This window comes from Acidianus brierleyi (assembly GCF_003201835.2).
In the GTDB taxonomy this organism is placed as follows: Archaea; Thermoproteota; Thermoprotei_A; order Sulfolobales; family Sulfolobaceae; genus Aramenus; species Aramenus brierleyi.
Window position 1 is genome coordinate 2,882,450 of the sequence record NZ_CP029289.2, and the last position, 15,171, is coordinate 2,897,620.

The following is a 15,171-nucleotide window of genomic DNA, read 5'->3' on the forward strand; positions in this document are numbered from 1 at the left end:
ATTGCGTCTAAGAATTAAATATTTAACGTGTAAACTTTAATATTATTAATATATTTCTCTTTTTATGGATTACCGTTTAAGGACTTATATTATAGGGAATGGTTTCGGATCTTTTGGAATGCCATTAATGGATATGACATTATTATGGTTATTATACGAAATATTGAAAAATCCTATACTTTATATTCCAATTGCATCTGCTAGACCTATAGCCATTATTTTATTTTCTTCAATTTCTGGTTATATTTCAGATAAACTTGATAGAAGAATTATATTATTGGTATTTGGACTTTTGAATAGAATATTTGTAATAGCTACATTAATTTCCATTATTTTCAACCAACCTATACTTTCTATAGTATTTTTCTTAATAAGAACTATAGGTCAAGTTAATACTCAATTGGCAGGTTCTGCGGCGTTTTTGCAAATATTACCCAAAGATTACGTCCAAAGGGGAATGTTTTTTAATAGACTAGTAAAAGAGAGTTTAACAATAATAGGAATATTAATATGGCCTTTCGTTTTTTATAATATTGGCGGATTAGTAGCCGTAATAGGAGTAGTAGTTTCATTAATTAGGTCTATTAATTCAAATAAGAATAGATCTAGGCGGTAGAGGAAAAGAAATTCACTTTAGAGACGGTTTCATAGAATATTTAAAAAAGAAGAACATATTCTTCATAAGTATAGTAACTGCAATAACTCAAGGTGCTTTATCAATGGTTTATCTATATCCAGCAGCTTTAATTCAGATAATGCACGGTACTACTTTTCAATATACTATAGTTCAAATAGGATTTTATGGTTCATGGTTAGTAGGTAGTTGGATAATGATGAAATACAAAAGTCCAGTTAAGATAATTATTACTTCAATGTTCCTTAACTTTCTAGTATTTATTCTTCTAATTCCATTTAATCCATGGTTAATAGCACTTAGTGTAGCTTCAGTAGGTTTAGGAGACTCTATCCATGAATTATTATGGATTAAAATCTTCAGAACCGCCTCTGAAAAACTTCTCGGAAGTGTTTATGGCGTAGATGAATTTGTAACTAACTTATTCAGATTAGGTTACGATTCTATTGCGGGATATTTCTATACTGTAGATTTTACTATAGTACCTATAATTGGATTATTGACAATAACCGCCGTGAGTATTTCTTATGCGTTTTCAAAAAGTTGGAGAATAAAAATATGAGTAATTGCTAATTATTAATATGCTCTTAAACGTGATATTAATTTTTTTGTATTAAGAATGAATTCCACTAAAATAGAAATTAAAAATATAAATATATTCAGATTATTGTAGTTCGTCATCTAAGTAATCTAAATAAAATTCAATTAATTTTCTTTCTGCAGCTCTTAAATGATATAGAAAAGTTATTTTACTTATATTTAATTTTTTAGCCAATTCCTCAGCGTCCATTATTCTAGGATAATCCAAATACCCATTACTTAGGGCATATCTTAATACTTTCAATTGAGATGAAGATAATTGAGGAATAAGTCTTGGACAATCCTTTATTTTTACGTCAACTATTTTACCCATGGAACTGAGTCCATTTATTATCTCATTAACCTTATTTTTAGTTGTAATAAAATCCCAGGTCTCCTTACCATTTCCTATCATATTCCCTAGGAAAAGAACTTCATTATCATAAAGGTAACCAGCTATCGAATCTTTATAAGTATTAAGAAAATCCACAAGTATTGTAGAATCAACAGAATGTATATGATTTATTTTCTTTATACTATCATAATTTTTCATTTTAAGAACTTCTTTCCTTAAACCTTTAGGAACTATAATTCTTGATCTTAAATATCCCTTTTCTGGATATACATTATAATTTATAGTATATATATCCCTAAGACTCGGTAAATTTGTCCAACAACCTTCATGAATAATCGTAACTTTAACTCTGTTTAAAAGATTCATATAATAATATACTGTAATATTTATAAAATATTTTTCGTATAAATTTCTAATTAAACATAAAAAAAATTTTTATATTCTAAATTTCATGGAGAAATCTCGTCCAATCTCTTTCCTGTAGTCATAAATCCTAATGCTAAGGCTATTATAGCGGCAATAACTAGAAAGCTAGCTATAACTACAAAAAGATCGAGAACAGGCAGAATTGTTGCAAGTATAGTTACTCCTACTACACCTAATCCTCCACCTAAATGTCCTAAACCGTCATTAAGTGCAAAACCACTTGTTCTAGCCCTTGTTGGAAAACTTTCCATAGTCCATGTATAGGCTATTGGAATCCATACATTAAAACCAAAGAAAAGAATTATAGCGCCTATAATATCTATAAACATGTTAGGAGTTAATGCTACTATCATTCCTCCAAACACAGTAAGTAATGCCCCGATTCCTAACCATATCTTTCTAGAAAAATGATCGCCGAAAATTGACGCGATGGGACCAACCAAGATAAAACCAATTACTCCCATAGCTGATATAATACCTGCTTCTGATACTCCATAACCTTCTGCAGTTAAAAGGGAAGTAAGACCTGAAGCAATACTATATACAGTAGTATAAGCTAAAAACCACATTGGAAGTAGAACAGCTAGTCTTTTCAGATACAATTTATTTGTCAATATCTCAGAGTAGGGTACAGATACTGATTTAGTAATTTGTGGTAAGACATTAGGAAGTGGAGGTAATTTCAAGCCTTTGCTAGTTACTTTTTCTTCCATTTTCTTTACAATATTTTCAGCATCAGATAATCTACCTTTAGAAATTAACCATCTTGGAGATTCTGGTAAATTAATCCTTAGAATTATACCAATAAAGGCCAATAATGCTCCTATAGCATACATTATTCTCCATCCTGCTGAGGCGAAAATTCCAGAAGCTCCTAATGCTATTGGCAGACCGTTTGGAAAAGGAGCTGGAGGAGTAGTTAAAAGGAGCCCAACCCATATCCCTAGGAATGCCCCTATGGTCGAGAAAATAAAAACTAAAGAAACATATCGGGCTCTATATTTAGTAGGAGCTACTTCTCCAATGTATGTATTTACTATAGCTAAATCTGCACCTATTCCTATTCCGGTTATTACCCTAGCTGCGAGAAAACTTAAGTAATTGAATGCTACTGCATTAAATGCTGAACCTATGGCTGTTATTAGCATTGTTATCACTAGCATGTCTCGCCTTCCTATTTTATCGGATAATGGAGATAAGGATAACGAACCTATTACATAACCTATTAGGTTCCCTAAAACTACTGGCCCCAATAGCGGTGCTGCTTGAGATGGAGTTACATGGAAAAGTGTTACAGCTGTTTGTACAAAACTTACATTTATATTGAAAATATCGAAAAAAGTAAATAATTCTCCTATTCCTATTATCCCTAAAAATATATAATTTAGTGCCCAGGTAGGAATTCTATCCATTCTTGCTATGATCTCTCCTGCTTTTAATTCACTTTCAGTCATAAAATTATGGTAAATATACGGGATTAAATAGAGAATATTAAACTAGTTAAAAAACTTAAGTTAATGATTCTTAGGTAAATTTACAGCTATAGTTTTTACATCAAAAAATCAGGATAATTCCTTTATTTTTTCTTCTATTTCACTATATGGTGGTTCTTTTCCAGGATCGTCTGATACCCATTTATAAGCTACTTTACCATCTTTGTCAATTATAAATACCGATCTTTTAGCTAATATATAACCTTTTAGATTAGGAAATTCCCAATCAATTCCTAGCTTTCTTACTGCCTCTCTATTGTAGTCACTTAAAATAGGGAAATTGATCTTATTATAGTCTTTGAAAGCTTTATTGCTAAATGGAGGGTCGACACTAACTCCTAAGACTACCGCGTTTATATCATTAAATTTTGCTAGGGAATCTCTAAACGTACACATTTCTTTTGTACATACTGAAGTAAATGCGGCAGGATAAAAAGCTAATACTACAACTTTTCCCTTAAAATCTGATATTTTAACTTTTTTCAAATCGGTATCTACTAATTCTAAATCAGGTATTTTTTCGCCTATTTCTACCATGATTATATAATAAGAAAGAGAAGCTATTTAAACTAAAGTATAATTTTATATAAACTTTATAAGTTTGTCATAACATTTTTATTAGATTATATTATTTAAAAAACTAAAACTGCCTTAGAATCAGAGCTTTTAAAAGCAAACTCTGAGACTCCACTAATCTTTACATTAGGTAAAAGATCACTTTCATAAATACCCTTTACCTTCATACCGAATTCGCAAGCAGCTAATTCCACTTCGCTTTCACCTAATTCTAGCAAATTGTCAATATAGTATTTTAATGGTTTAGCGTTCTGAAGTACTAATTTTTCCGATTCCTTCGTTACTCCCTTCAATGCATCCATTGTAAAGAACATGTATACCTTACTTCCAGCAGACACATACCCTATTGCAGTAATGAAACCCATATACAATTTTTCTAAATCTCCAGATATCATAAAGAAAGAATATTGGTCAGACAACGTTTTTCACCCTTACATATTTTACTAACGAATACCAAAACCACATTAGGCATGAACATACTGAAGCGTAACCAGCTAACCTAATAGGAATATTTCCGCCTATTATTGTGTTTCCTAGGAGAAATAGCACTATTATCTCAACAGCTATAACTATTGGAGAAACAACGTCTACAATACCATATGTTGGTTTAACGTTTTCCAATTGCTGAACAATTTTAACTAAATTATACCAAAATACTGATAATCCAGCAAATACTAGGAAATAACATATCCATAATGTAGCAGTTAAATAACCTTCTAATTGTTGAGGTACAACATAGACGGCATAATTACCGTGTGATAAGGCTATACTGTCTGAATTTACTAAGTATATTTTACTAAATTCATACCAACCTATTGCAAATAATGATAGGATTATTGGAGCTAAAAGTTTTCTTATATATACTGATTGCATCATTATAACCTCTCTTGTACTTTTACTGCAAGATACACTCCACCTAGCATACCAAACAAGAATATTATTCCGTCATACCCTATTTGCGCAAAGTTGGTCCACATTAAGCCTACATTGCAGCCTAATGCCATTCTTACGCCTATACCAACTAGAATTCCTCCTATAAATCCTATAAGGAGTCTTTTTCTTTCCTTAGGGATCCTTATCTTAAAGTCTCCACTAAGGTAAGATGAGAAGAAGGCTCCAACACATAGCATTACTACCATTAGCGTACTAGTGTCTACAATGGGTAAAGAATCGTTAAACCAAGGAGTAGTTATAAATAGATTTTGTCCAGCCATCATCATTATGTATTCAAAAAACCTGCCACCGTCTGAAGAAGTTATTACTAAGTAATTAAAAGTATAACCTGCACCAACAATGAAGACTAATAACATGTCCAAAGCTAGGATTACTGTCGTAAGGTTAGTTCCATAGGGTTTCTTTAGTAGTATAAGGTCTTTGGCTTCTTGACTCAGTTTAATTTTATTAGGAACAGAAGTTGGAGAAGGTAAATTTCCTCCTCCAAAAGATTTTACTGCAGATATTTTTGGTGCTAATGAGAAAAATGAACCAGAAGCTTTGTTCCATTTTTTCTTAGTATAATGCTGAAGATATAATCCTATACCTATTAATGGAAGAGAATAGATCAACGTAGTAACAAGAACTGAAGAATCTGAGACGTTATGAAAGAGTAAATAAGGTATATATTCAATGTAACCTCCTGACGTAGTGGACAAAATCCCTTTCTCCATTGTATAAAGCTGGAAAGGCCAAATTCCAATTGCAAATATGTAAGTACCTATCATCATACCAAATAATTCTATCCAGTTTTGTACGTAGCCTGAAGCTGCTCTATAAAGCATTGAAAGATTACATCCACCAGCTAACGCAGCTCCAAAACCGAAAATAAATGAGCCAACTAAAATATACCAACCGCCAAAGTAATTAAAATAATACTGATCGCTAGCAGGTATTATACCCAAACCTACCAATAGCCCAGCACCTAGAGCTGAAAGCCCAAAGAGTATCAATAGAGCACCGAATCTTTCAAAACTTCTAACGGTAAATATGGATGTCATTGCATTGACGAAACAGTAGTTTCCTCTTTGGGCAGACCAACCTAATATAAATCCAGAAAGACCAAAAACGGAAAAAACAATTGGCCAGCTATAGGAAAAAACTGGCTGTAATACCATAGCTGGCATTAACTCACCTTCATTATTCGAAACTTATATACTTCCCCATCCTTTAATATCTCAAATGGATACCCATGGGATTTACATAATGATGGTAACGTTACATCTACTGCTGGTTGATGATCCGTTAACACTTCTAAAATTTGACCAGTCTTCATTTTTTTGAGCTTTTTACTAGCCATCATTTCTGGAACTGGACAAGATTCCCCTCTTACATCAAGAGTTTCGTCTGGATTTCTTGTTTTTAGTTCCTCACTCATTTTTTACGCACCTATTCTAATAAACGAAAATTATTATATTTAAGACTTAACTCTTTATAAACCCTTTATAAAATTTTTCATAAATATTCTAAATAAAATAATATAAGTAAAATATTAACTTTCTATCTCCTGATTATGTAGATAGAGACTTCGCCACGTTCTGTTCTTTCTGAGCTGCATCCGAAGTAATTTAAGACTCTTACCACGTCAGCTTCTTGCGAGCTACCTTTTTCTACTATTATTTCCAAAATATCGCCTCTATTCATTTTTTTCAATTTTGAATATACAAGCATTTGTGGAACTGAGCAGCAAAGTCCTGTAAGATCTAACTTTGTCTGCATATTTTTCATTTAATACTTTAAGTTATAATCTTTTGCTTAATTATAAAAAAGATTAAATATATCATTATAAAATATCTTATGTGAGATGCTAGCTAAACTTAAGATAGAAAGCTTTGAACCATTACTTAATTTGGAAAAATTTGGAAGAATTTATTTATTGAAAGATGTTAAAAAACTTGATTATGGCTATTTGGCTAAATTGAGATGGGTTAAGAATGATTTTGAAGTTCTAATTAGAGTTAAAAGTAATACGATGGAAATAATAGACGAAAATGGAAAATTTTCAATTTTAATATGTTTCGAGAATAGAAATGCAGAAGTAACACTTAAATGTAGTTCTATTCATAAAATGCTATTTACTCCCCTTGCATGGAAAATAGTAAAAAATCTCGAGAGTTATTCGGAATATATTTCAAAAATTTCTTTAAAAACGTCAACTTACTCGAACTCATCTATTCTCGAATTATTTAGAACAAAACCTACAGTAACACTAGACTTGAGAGGAGTCACTTGCCCTATTCCTGAGATAGAATCAAAAAAGGCTATTCTACAGGCAAAACCATTTGATGCTATAGAAGTTTTAGTAGATCATCCTGCAGCTATATTATACACATTGCCGGAAGTTGCTAAATCTTTCAATTGCAGATATGAGATTATAAATAGAGGAGACTATGCATCTTTCGTATTTATAATAGGAAGAAAAGAGCATGAGGAGAATTTGAATTTAAATGAGATAAATAATATCATAAGAGATGAGAGAGAAATTGCCAAATTATATATTTATTTTGATAAAATAATAAAAGAATTAAAGATAGAAAAATTTTCTCCGGATATGTTATATGGTGAGGGTTTAACGTTAATAGTAGCATCACCAGAAGGAAGAGGATGGCTACTTACAGCGCTAGTTGAGAATGAAAAATTAATTTCTGCAAGATTAGACTTAGGAAATACGAAACTTTATGATTATGATGCAGTTAATGTTATAACTGATTTTAATGGTCTAATGAATGTTTATTATTTAAAGCATTAAAATTTATAAATAGCATTTTCTTAAAATATTACTATGCAAGATCAATGTGGTTGCGTAATAGAAAGAAAATATGCCTCTGATTTTCTTACAAGAAGAATATTCAATATCAATAAAATTCCTAAAGGATTTTCCAAGATAGGAGAGACCGTTGTAGACGGCCGAAAGATTGAACTCTTCTACAATAAGAATGACAATTTTCCTTTAAGATATAAAAGTACAGAATGTCCAATTTCAATAATAACGCTTGAAGTACTTTGCGAAGAATTTTACAATTCAAGGGAATTAACTACTGAAAGTGCTTTGTCCGCATTAAAGAAAGTTAAGGGGTTAACAATTAATAATATATCTAAAAATATAGCTGAAGAAGTAGTGAAAATAATTGAAAAGAGTGGCATATATAGTTGAGTCATCATTAGGAAATTACATTTTAGGACAAATGATAGTTCCTCAAATAGAAGAAGATAGACATAGTGTTGAAGTAAAGGGAATGTTCTTTATAGATAATAACGTATATCTTCTAATGAAAGGAAATCCTTTAGCTGAAAGATTGGCCAAGTTAAATAAAGAAAAAGGAATATATTTACAGGCATGCGACCAATGTGTGTATATGAGAAATTTAGAAGGAGCCCTAATAGACGAGGCAAAAATAGGCTGTTTTCCAGACTTTTATAAAGCAATAATTAACGAAGTTGACTTTATTATAACTATATAAATTAAGTATTACATAAAAGAAAAGAAGGGTTTAAAAAGAGATTAGATTTTTATACGTAATTTAAGTAAGCAAATTTATGAATTATAAATTAATCCTTTTGGCTGGATTTGTAGTAATTCTTGCAATAGGTTTTGGTGCATCATATCTTATGTTAAGAACGCCATCTACAACTACCAGTACCACTACTCCCATCTCTGTACCACCTTCAACATCAAGTAAGATTAACAATGATTTTTATTTTCTAGTATTTACGCAAAAAGGAATATCAATGGTCATAAATCCCTTCTCTACTTCAGCTAGCTTCTTAGGGTTCCAACATGTAGCCAATATCTCATTAAGTGTGCCATCTCAAGTATTCTACTGGGAACAATTACCTTATAATTCAATGGTGAAATTAGGGCAAAATATGTTTATGCCTTTAAATAACGGTACAGTATATGCTGTAAATTCGTCTACAATGAAAATAGTAAAAACGTTCGAAGTCGGAAATTCCACTGGATTTATAGGAGTAGCGTATTCGCCAAATATGCAGTACGTAGCAATAGCTGATGGTCCATCAGGCATAGTAGAAGTCATAAATACACAAACATTACAAGTAGTATGGAAGGATACTTTCGTTTCACCTACAGGGAGAACATATTACCCATGCGACGTAAGATGGGATCCCAATGGACAGTTTTTATTAGTTCCTATGAGATTTAATAATAGTATAGACGAAATTAGTTCTTCAAATGGACAAGTAATCAAAGTATTAGCTTCTTCTCCTGGATCAGAACCATACATGTTAAGTCCTAATATTCAAGGAAATATGTTAGCTGTAGAATTCTCAGGAAATAATTCAGTAGGTTTCTATTCTCTTCCAAATTTAGTCCTACAAGGAATAGTCAAAATGCCGTCAAACTTAGTACCGCAAAGGGGAGTATTTACTCCAAATGGACAATATTACTTAGAAGCTCCTGGTAATGCTAACGACGTAGTAATTATCTCTACGTCTAACTTCAGTGTAGTAAAAACTATAGCGTTGCCTTCTACTGCTGCGCCAGGACTTAGCGAAATTCAACTAACCCCTGGTGGAAGCTATGCATATACTGTTATTCATGGTAATGTTAAAACAGGAGGAATGATAGTTCTAATATCCTTAAGTTCTATGAGCATAGCTTATGAGGTTCCTCTTACTACCGCTCCTGCAGTAGTAGTTCCACTACAGACTAACGCAGGAACGTATTTAGTAGATAATGTATTATTGCCACCAGTGACTGGACTACATTGTTAGGTGAAAAAATGAAGGTAATTAATCCTCTTTTTTACTTTTTCATTTTTCTTTATGCTACTGTGATTGTCCCTATAGTAGTGAATGGTTTTCGTATAGTAAGTCTATGGTATAGCCCACTTTCAGATACTGGTCAGATTTCGTTTATCTCTCCATTTCTTACTTTTATCGTATTTATTTTCTTATTTTCAATATCAGTAGGTTATATTCTATATAAAAGGAAGAATAATAGATTCATACTAGTTAGAGGACCTATGAGAATAAGAAGTGTAATAAAAGCTATAATTAAGGATAGAATAGGAAGATTATTAGTTATAATATATTCAGTTTTATATATAATCTCATACATGATTACTTCAGGGATCTTACTTGTTCCTGGAATAAATATAGATTCGTATTTCGTTAAATTGACTATAATTACCTATGAAGGAAGTGGAATTCAAGTACTCAGACTAGGAAGTCTCTATTTTATTACAAATTACTTTATGCTTCTATTTGGCATATTGATAGATGCTCTCTTAACTATTTCACTTATCCTGTCATATTATATAGTTTCATTAATTTACGTATCTTACAACATATACTCATTTTCAGTTCCTAAAAGCTTTAGACTTTACGGAATGAGCACAGTAGGAGGATTTCTGACAGCTTCTGTGCCTTCTCTTGGAACTATAGCGGGAATATGTTGTTTAACACCTACTGCGCTAAATTCTCTCCTCTACTTAGCGTCAGGATCACTTCCTCTAACTAAAGGCATAGCATGGAAGTATGGAACATTCATATTAGGCGCATGGACTGGAGGAGTATTACAGATATTAAGTCTTGCATCTCCCATAATATTAGGAAGTATAATTACTGGAATTTCCATTTATTATATTTATTTAGTTTCTAAGAGAATTAATAAGGTGATGATAAGTGAGTAGAATTAATCAAAACAATTTCTGGACAGTTGTTCTTAGATTAATTACAGCATCAATATGGATAAACGCAGGAGTTTTTGGAAAACTTCTTAATTCTGGATTTTTAAATCCCAACTCTAACGCGTATGTGGGATTTACTATTTTATATTTCTCTCAAGGATCGCCAATAAGAGGTTTCTTATATGCAGTAGCTTTTCCTCATCCAATATTAACTGGAATCCTTGTAATGATAGGAGAGATATCATTTGGTATACTTCTTTTTTTAGGCTTAGGAGTTAGGTTAGCTTCTACTGCAGCCTTTTATACTAATCTTATATACTTCCTTTCTGCAGCATGGACTGGAGCTGAAGAGTATGGTATAAATCTTCTTATGATGACTATAGATCTTTATTTCATAATTTATGGTTCAAATTATTTCTCTATAGACTCAATAATTAGAAAGAAAACATCTATAATGGATAATAAAAAGATATGGATTACAGTTGCAACGTTAATATATCTAGGTGTAATATTTTTCCTATATATAAAAGGGTTATAGTTAATATTCATTTTATATATTCATTAAATTATGGAAATTTATAAATCCCTGATAAGCTTTCATATAAGGAAAAACTATAGTGAATTTAGGTATAATTCTTGTTTTTGTTGTTGAAATTTAAAAATTTATATTTTTATTTAGAAAACTGATATAAAAAGCTATATTAGTCTATTGATTAGCATTATTTGCCTTATATATTATCGCATAATAAGATTATTAAAAATATAGAAAATTATAAAAAATATTTGAGAATATTTTAGCAAAAACTAATATTAATTAGAGGTATGTTTATATATGTGGGAAATAATATGGGTAAATATGAAGAGAGAATTGATAATTACTATGGATGAAAGAGGCAGAGTTACCATACCTAAAGAAATTAGAGAAAAAATTAAGACTAAAAAATTAAGACTAAAAATTGAAGGGGATAAGATAATTTTGGAACCTGTAAATCCTGATATTGAAAAGTATTATGGAATATTTAAAAACAACGTAGGCAATGTAGATATTGATGAAGTTTTAGAAAAATCGCTTACTGAAGTGTTAAAAAATGACTGCTAGATATTTTGATGTTAATGTCTTAGTATATTATTTAACTGGAGACAAAACTTATGGTCCTATAGCCAAACAGTGGTTACGCGAAACTGATGAAAAATACACGTCGTGTATAACACCTTTCTTGATAGCAGTTATATTAGGTAGGTTAAACAATAAACATTTGCGAGATTATAATTTCGTTAAGGATATACTTAATGTATTAGAATATATAGGTATAGAATATTTGAATCTTCCTCCTTGGGATAGAATTATCGAAGTTATGAACAAGTATAAAATAGATCTTGAAGACGCAATACATGTAGCTATAGCTACTGAAAACAAACTAGAAATAGTGAGTAATGATGAGGAGTTAAAGAAGAAAGTAAATGCTATCTTTTAAAATATATTACTCTAAAACTAATTTATACATAATTATAAATAATATCAATATAAAATCACTTAGAGAATATCTAAACTAAGATAAAAGCATAAATTAAATATACGTCCAAAATAAATATAAAAATTTCAATTATTAGATAATTCGCAAAAATAATAGAATCTTATAATAGCCTTATTTATAGTATAGTAAAGTAAAACTTAATATAAGTAAAGTTGATAAACGATATGGATAAAAATGGAGCTAAAACATGAAATTAGGTCAAATTTCAATATAAACGAGAACACTGAATTTTCAGAGGTAGCAAATTACAAGGATGGAATACTAATGAGTATCCTTGATACGTTAACCTTCAATACTGATAACTCTAGAATAGGGATTTCTGTTTCAAGAGATGAAAACAATAATTTGAAACTTACAGTATTTAATATAATAAAGGATATTAAACAGGAAGGCAAAATAACTGAAAGAGAAGCAATTTCATTCATTATCGATACTCAAGGAAGAAGGATTACATATACTGAAGCAACATTTAAAAATCCTAAAAACCAATCTGTCCCTAAGAGTATTGAAGAAAAATTAGAAAACGTAGATAAGATAATTGAAAAATCTATGAGTGAAAGAGAAAATTATATGAAAAGCCTATTTAACGAAATCAAAATCAATACAAAGGTGTTTAACATTGACACCGGCTCAGAGGAAAATATTGGAATTAACAAAGAAGCCTAAATCATTTTCAGAACTAAAAAAGGATACGGGTTTGACTGATGGAGGACTATACAAGGCTCTTCAATCTCTAGAAAAAAATGGATATATTACAAAGACTGATTTAGGCTACTTGATAACTACTAAAGGAATTAAAATAATAGAAGAAAAGAAAATGTTTACACAAGGAGGTATTACAATTATATATGAAGGTATATCTGAAGAGAAAGTAAAGGAAATATATAAAATACTAAGCAATGAGAACAATTTTTATATTCATGCTTTTAGAGAAAGTGATCATGAATTAGATAAAATTTTAAGCCTATCAATTCTAATTCCAGAATTATTTGATAATAAATAGAAAATTTTCTAAATAATATTTTTAAGTATAACTATAGCATGAATAATTTTTTATCTTAACAAGGGGTTCAAAGGGGGCGGAAGACTCCATCCGTAAGGGTGGAGATGGGTAGCCCCCTTTGTAAAACTTATATACTTCTTTTTCAAATATTCTATTATGTCCGACGTAGGGTTACGCTTCAGAGCATACACTGACGAACAAACATTGAGGGCGTTAAAAGCCCAGTTGAGGTTAGCGTCAGAAGTGTACAACACTCTACGTTGGGCAGACATCTATTTTCATGAAAGAGATGGAAAAGGACTCACTAAGACGGAGTTGAGGCAACTAGCTCTCGATCTGAGAAAACAGGATGAACAATATCAACATCTATATTCCCAAACACTGCAGCAGATTGCAGACAGATTCTACGACGCTAGACAGAGGTTCTTCGATGGGTTAGCACGTTACCCCAGGGAGAAGAAAGCACATAAGTGGTACTCCCTCGTCTACCCTCAATCAGGTTGGAAAGTCTTGAAGGTGAGAGAAATAAGGACGAAGAGCAAGAAGAACAAGAAGAAGGTAATAACGCTTCAGCTGTCAAACCTAGGGATCTTCAACGTCGTTGTCCATAGGGACTTCCCGCTGGAAAAAGTAAAGAGGGTAGTAATCAAGTTAACATCATCAGGGAGAGTGTACATTACTTTCGTTGTGGATCAAGAGTATCCTCAACTCCCCAAGACAAACAAAGTTGTTGCTGTGGACGTTGGTGTAGAGAAACTTCTCACTACCTCTGACGGGGAATACGTCCCCAACCAGAGACCTTATGAGAAGGCACTCAACAAGATGAAGAGGCTTCATAAAGCTCTCTCACGGAAGAAGTTCTTGTCACACAACTGGTTTAAGGCAAAGATTCGTCTAGCGAGGGCTCACGAACACTTGAAGAACCTTAGGATGGACATGTACATGAAACTCGGTAAGTATTTTGCTGAGCATTATGATGTTCTCGTAATGGAGGATATTCACGTTAAGCAAATTGTTGGTAAGTCTCTCAGAAGGCTTAGGATGAGGTTACACGATGTTGCTTTTCATGAGCTTAGGAGTATCATGGAGTATCAACTTGGGAAGTATGGTAAGAAACTCACTCTAGTGGATCCTGCTTTTACTTCAATGACTTGTGCTAGGTGCGGACATGTTAAGAAAGATTTGACGTTGGCTGATCGTGTGTTTGTCTGTCCCAAGTGCGGTTGGGTCGCTGATCGTGATTATAATGCTTCCCTCAACATCCTAAGAAGATCGGGGTCGGAACGACCCTTAGTGCCTGTGGAGCTGAGACCTCTACCTTTGGCAAGCCTCGGCTTTGAAGCAGGAAGCTCCGTCCGTTAGGGCAGGGTAGTTCACTCCTTAATTTTAAGTAAGAGTACATTAGGTGATGAAATATTTTTCTCTTAATAGTTTTTTAGTATAAAAAGTTAAATCTGTTTAATAAGATGAGGGTATTACTAAACAATTTAAATAGATTATATTTAAATCCCAAATATTACATTCAATAAAAAACTAAAAAAACTTTTTATGTTTGGATAACTAATAGTAAATTATGGAAGAACAGATAAGTAAAGAACAGATAAATAACGATAAATGGCATAACATTAAATGCTGTTATAGACTCAGCGAAACTGAGATTTCTTGTTTTATAAAATTACTAGAATTAAATAGACCAGTAACTTCTATAGAATTAGCAGGGCTCATGAAATTTAGTAAGACTACTGTTGAAACTGCATTAAGGAAATTAACTGACGTGGGACTAGTGACTAGACAAAAATTAGAGGGAGCAAGAATAGGGAGACCAAAATACGTATATTCGCTACCAGAATATATATGGGGGAAAATAGAAAAAGATCTTAATAAATGCGGAGAAGCTATGAAAAACACGAAGCTATAATTTTTTAA

General features: G+C 31.7%; 22 protein-coding genes. 14 read left to right on the plus strand and 8 right to left on the minus strand.

All coding sequences use genetic code 11. The annotated features are described in order from the left end of the window. Window positions 1-64: 64 nt before the first annotated feature. Complete coding sequence (locus DFR85_RS31330; protein ID WP_110271653.1) at window positions 65-616, plus strand: MFS transporter; 552 nt, start codon at window positions 65-67, stop codon at window positions 614-616. A gap of 103 nt (window positions 617-719) precedes the next feature. Further along, entirely contained in the window at window positions 720-1,196 is a 477-nt protein-coding gene (locus tag DFR85_RS31335; protein WP_110271654.1) for a hypothetical protein, read from the plus strand. Between the two features lie 102 nt (window positions 1,197-1,298). Here DFR85_RS31335 and DFR85_RS31340 read toward each other — a convergent pair whose 3' ends face one another. The 8 genes from DFR85_RS31340 to DFR85_RS31375 form a co-directional block, all read right to left on the minus strand. Further along, window positions 1,299-1,934, minus strand: a complete 636-nt coding sequence (locus DFR85_RS31340; RefSeq protein ID WP_110271655.1) for a helix-turn-helix domain-containing protein — start codon at window positions 1,932-1,934, stop codon at window positions 1,299-1,301. An 83-nt stretch (window positions 1,935-2,017) separates the two neighbouring features. Continuing rightward, the gene (locus tag DFR85_RS31345) at window positions 2,018-3,448 is read right to left on the minus strand and encodes an MFS transporter (RefSeq protein WP_110271656.1); all 1,431 of its coding nucleotides are present in this window, start codon (window positions 3,446-3,448) and stop codon (window positions 2,018-2,020) included. 108 nt (window positions 3,449-3,556) lie between these two features. Next, window positions 3,557-4,024 (minus strand): peroxiredoxin, encoded by a 468-nt coding sequence (locus tag DFR85_RS31350; protein WP_110271657.1) that lies wholly within the window; start codon window positions 4,022-4,024, stop codon window positions 3,557-3,559. Between the two features lie 95 nt (window positions 4,025-4,119). Beyond that, window positions 4,120-4,482, minus strand: a complete 363-nt coding sequence (locus DFR85_RS31355) for a DsrE family protein (RefSeq protein ID WP_110271658.1) — start codon at window positions 4,480-4,482, stop codon at window positions 4,120-4,122. Next, on the minus strand, window positions 4,475-4,936 hold the full coding sequence (locus DFR85_RS32365) for a hypothetical protein (RefSeq protein ID WP_432417918.1): 462 nt from the start codon (window positions 4,934-4,936) through the stop codon (window positions 4,475-4,477). Before DFR85_RS32365 ends, DFR85_RS31355 begins: the two co-directional genes overlap by 8 nt. A 2-nt stretch (window positions 4,937-4,938) precedes the next feature. After that, on the minus strand, window positions 4,939-6,183 hold the full coding sequence (locus DFR85_RS31365; RefSeq protein WP_110271659.1) for a YeeE/YedE family protein: 1,245 nt from the start codon (window positions 6,181-6,183) through the stop codon (window positions 4,939-4,941). Beyond that, window positions 6,183-6,434: a sulfurtransferase TusA family protein gene (locus DFR85_RS31370; RefSeq protein ID WP_110271660.1), complete on the minus strand. Its 252-nt coding sequence runs from the start codon at window positions 6,432-6,434 to the stop codon at window positions 6,183-6,185. The genes DFR85_RS31365 and DFR85_RS31370 overlap by 1 nt, the downstream gene beginning before the upstream one ends. A 122-nt stretch (window positions 6,435-6,556) precedes the next feature. Next, window positions 6,557-6,775, minus strand: coding sequence for a sulfurtransferase TusA family protein (locus DFR85_RS31375; RefSeq protein WP_162582894.1), 219 nt, complete (start codon window positions 6,773-6,775; stop codon window positions 6,557-6,559). An 85-nt stretch (window positions 6,776-6,860) separates the two neighbouring features. Here DFR85_RS31375 and DFR85_RS31380 point away from each other — a divergent pair, with 85 nt between their 5' ends. The 12 genes from DFR85_RS31380 to lrs14 all read left to right on the plus strand — a co-directional run bounded on the left by DFR85_RS31380 (window position 6,861) and on the right by lrs14 (window position 15,163). Further along, complete coding sequence (locus DFR85_RS31380) at window positions 6,861-7,805, plus strand: sulfurtransferase TusA family protein (protein WP_110271662.1); 945 nt, start codon at window positions 6,861-6,863, stop codon at window positions 7,803-7,805. Window positions 7,806-7,838: 33 nt separating this feature from the next. Continuing rightward, the gene (locus tag DFR85_RS31385) at window positions 7,839-8,210 is read left to right on the plus strand and encodes a hypothetical protein (protein ID WP_110271663.1); all 372 of its coding nucleotides are present in this window, start codon (window positions 7,839-7,841) and stop codon (window positions 8,208-8,210) included. Further along, window positions 8,185-8,517 (plus strand): DsrE-related protein, encoded by a 333-nt coding sequence (locus DFR85_RS31390; protein ID WP_110271664.1) that lies wholly within the window; start codon window positions 8,185-8,187, stop codon window positions 8,515-8,517. The genes DFR85_RS31385 and DFR85_RS31390 overlap by 26 nt, the downstream gene beginning before the upstream one ends. Window positions 8,518-8,593: 76 nt before the next feature. Further along, entirely contained in the window at window positions 8,594-9,790 is a 1,197-nt protein-coding gene (locus DFR85_RS31395; protein ID WP_110271665.1) for a YncE family protein, read from the plus strand. A gap of 8 nt (window positions 9,791-9,798) precedes the next feature. Beyond that, window positions 9,799-10,710, plus strand: a complete 912-nt coding sequence (locus tag DFR85_RS31400) for a hypothetical protein (protein WP_110271963.1) — start codon at window positions 9,799-9,801, stop codon at window positions 10,708-10,710. Beyond that, complete coding sequence (locus tag DFR85_RS31405; protein ID WP_110271666.1) at window positions 10,703-11,245, plus strand: TQO small subunit DoxD; 543 nt, start codon at window positions 10,703-10,705, stop codon at window positions 11,243-11,245. Before DFR85_RS31400 ends, DFR85_RS31405 begins: the two co-directional genes overlap by 8 nt. 294 nt (window positions 11,246-11,539) lie before the next feature. Beyond that, a complete protein-coding gene (locus tag DFR85_RS31410) occupies window positions 11,540-11,806 on the plus strand; it encodes an AbrB/MazE/SpoVT family DNA-binding domain-containing protein (RefSeq protein ID WP_246252945.1) in 267 nt (88 codons plus the stop codon). Beyond that, window positions 11,796-12,182 carry a type II toxin-antitoxin system VapC family toxin gene (locus DFR85_RS31415; protein ID WP_110271667.1) on the plus strand — a complete coding sequence of 129 codons (387 nt, stop codon included), beginning with the start codon at window positions 11,796-11,798 and terminating at the stop codon, window positions 12,180-12,182. Before DFR85_RS31410 ends, DFR85_RS31415 begins: the two co-directional genes overlap by 11 nt. A 234-nt stretch (window positions 12,183-12,416) precedes the next feature. Then, window positions 12,417-12,908: a hypothetical protein gene (locus DFR85_RS31420; RefSeq protein ID WP_110271668.1), complete on the plus strand. Its 492-nt coding sequence runs from the start codon at window positions 12,417-12,419 to the stop codon at window positions 12,906-12,908. Next, complete coding sequence (locus DFR85_RS31425; RefSeq protein WP_168367230.1) at window positions 12,862-13,245, plus strand: winged helix-turn-helix domain-containing protein; 384 nt, start codon at window positions 12,862-12,864, stop codon at window positions 13,243-13,245. The genes DFR85_RS31420 and DFR85_RS31425 overlap by 47 nt, the downstream gene beginning before the upstream one ends. A gap of 156 nt (window positions 13,246-13,401) precedes the next feature. Next, the gene (locus DFR85_RS31430; RefSeq protein WP_110271670.1) at window positions 13,402-14,607 is read left to right on the plus strand and encodes an RNA-guided endonuclease InsQ/TnpB family protein; all 1,206 of its coding nucleotides are present in this window, start codon (window positions 13,402-13,404) and stop codon (window positions 14,605-14,607) included. A gap of 211 nt (window positions 14,608-14,818) precedes the next feature. Next, window positions 14,819-15,163 (plus strand): Lrs14 family HTH-type transcriptional regulator, encoded by a 345-nt coding sequence (gene lrs14 / locus DFR85_RS31435; RefSeq protein WP_110271671.1) that lies wholly within the window; start codon window positions 14,819-14,821, stop codon window positions 15,161-15,163. The last annotated feature ends 8 nt before the right edge of the window (window positions 15,164-15,171 follow it).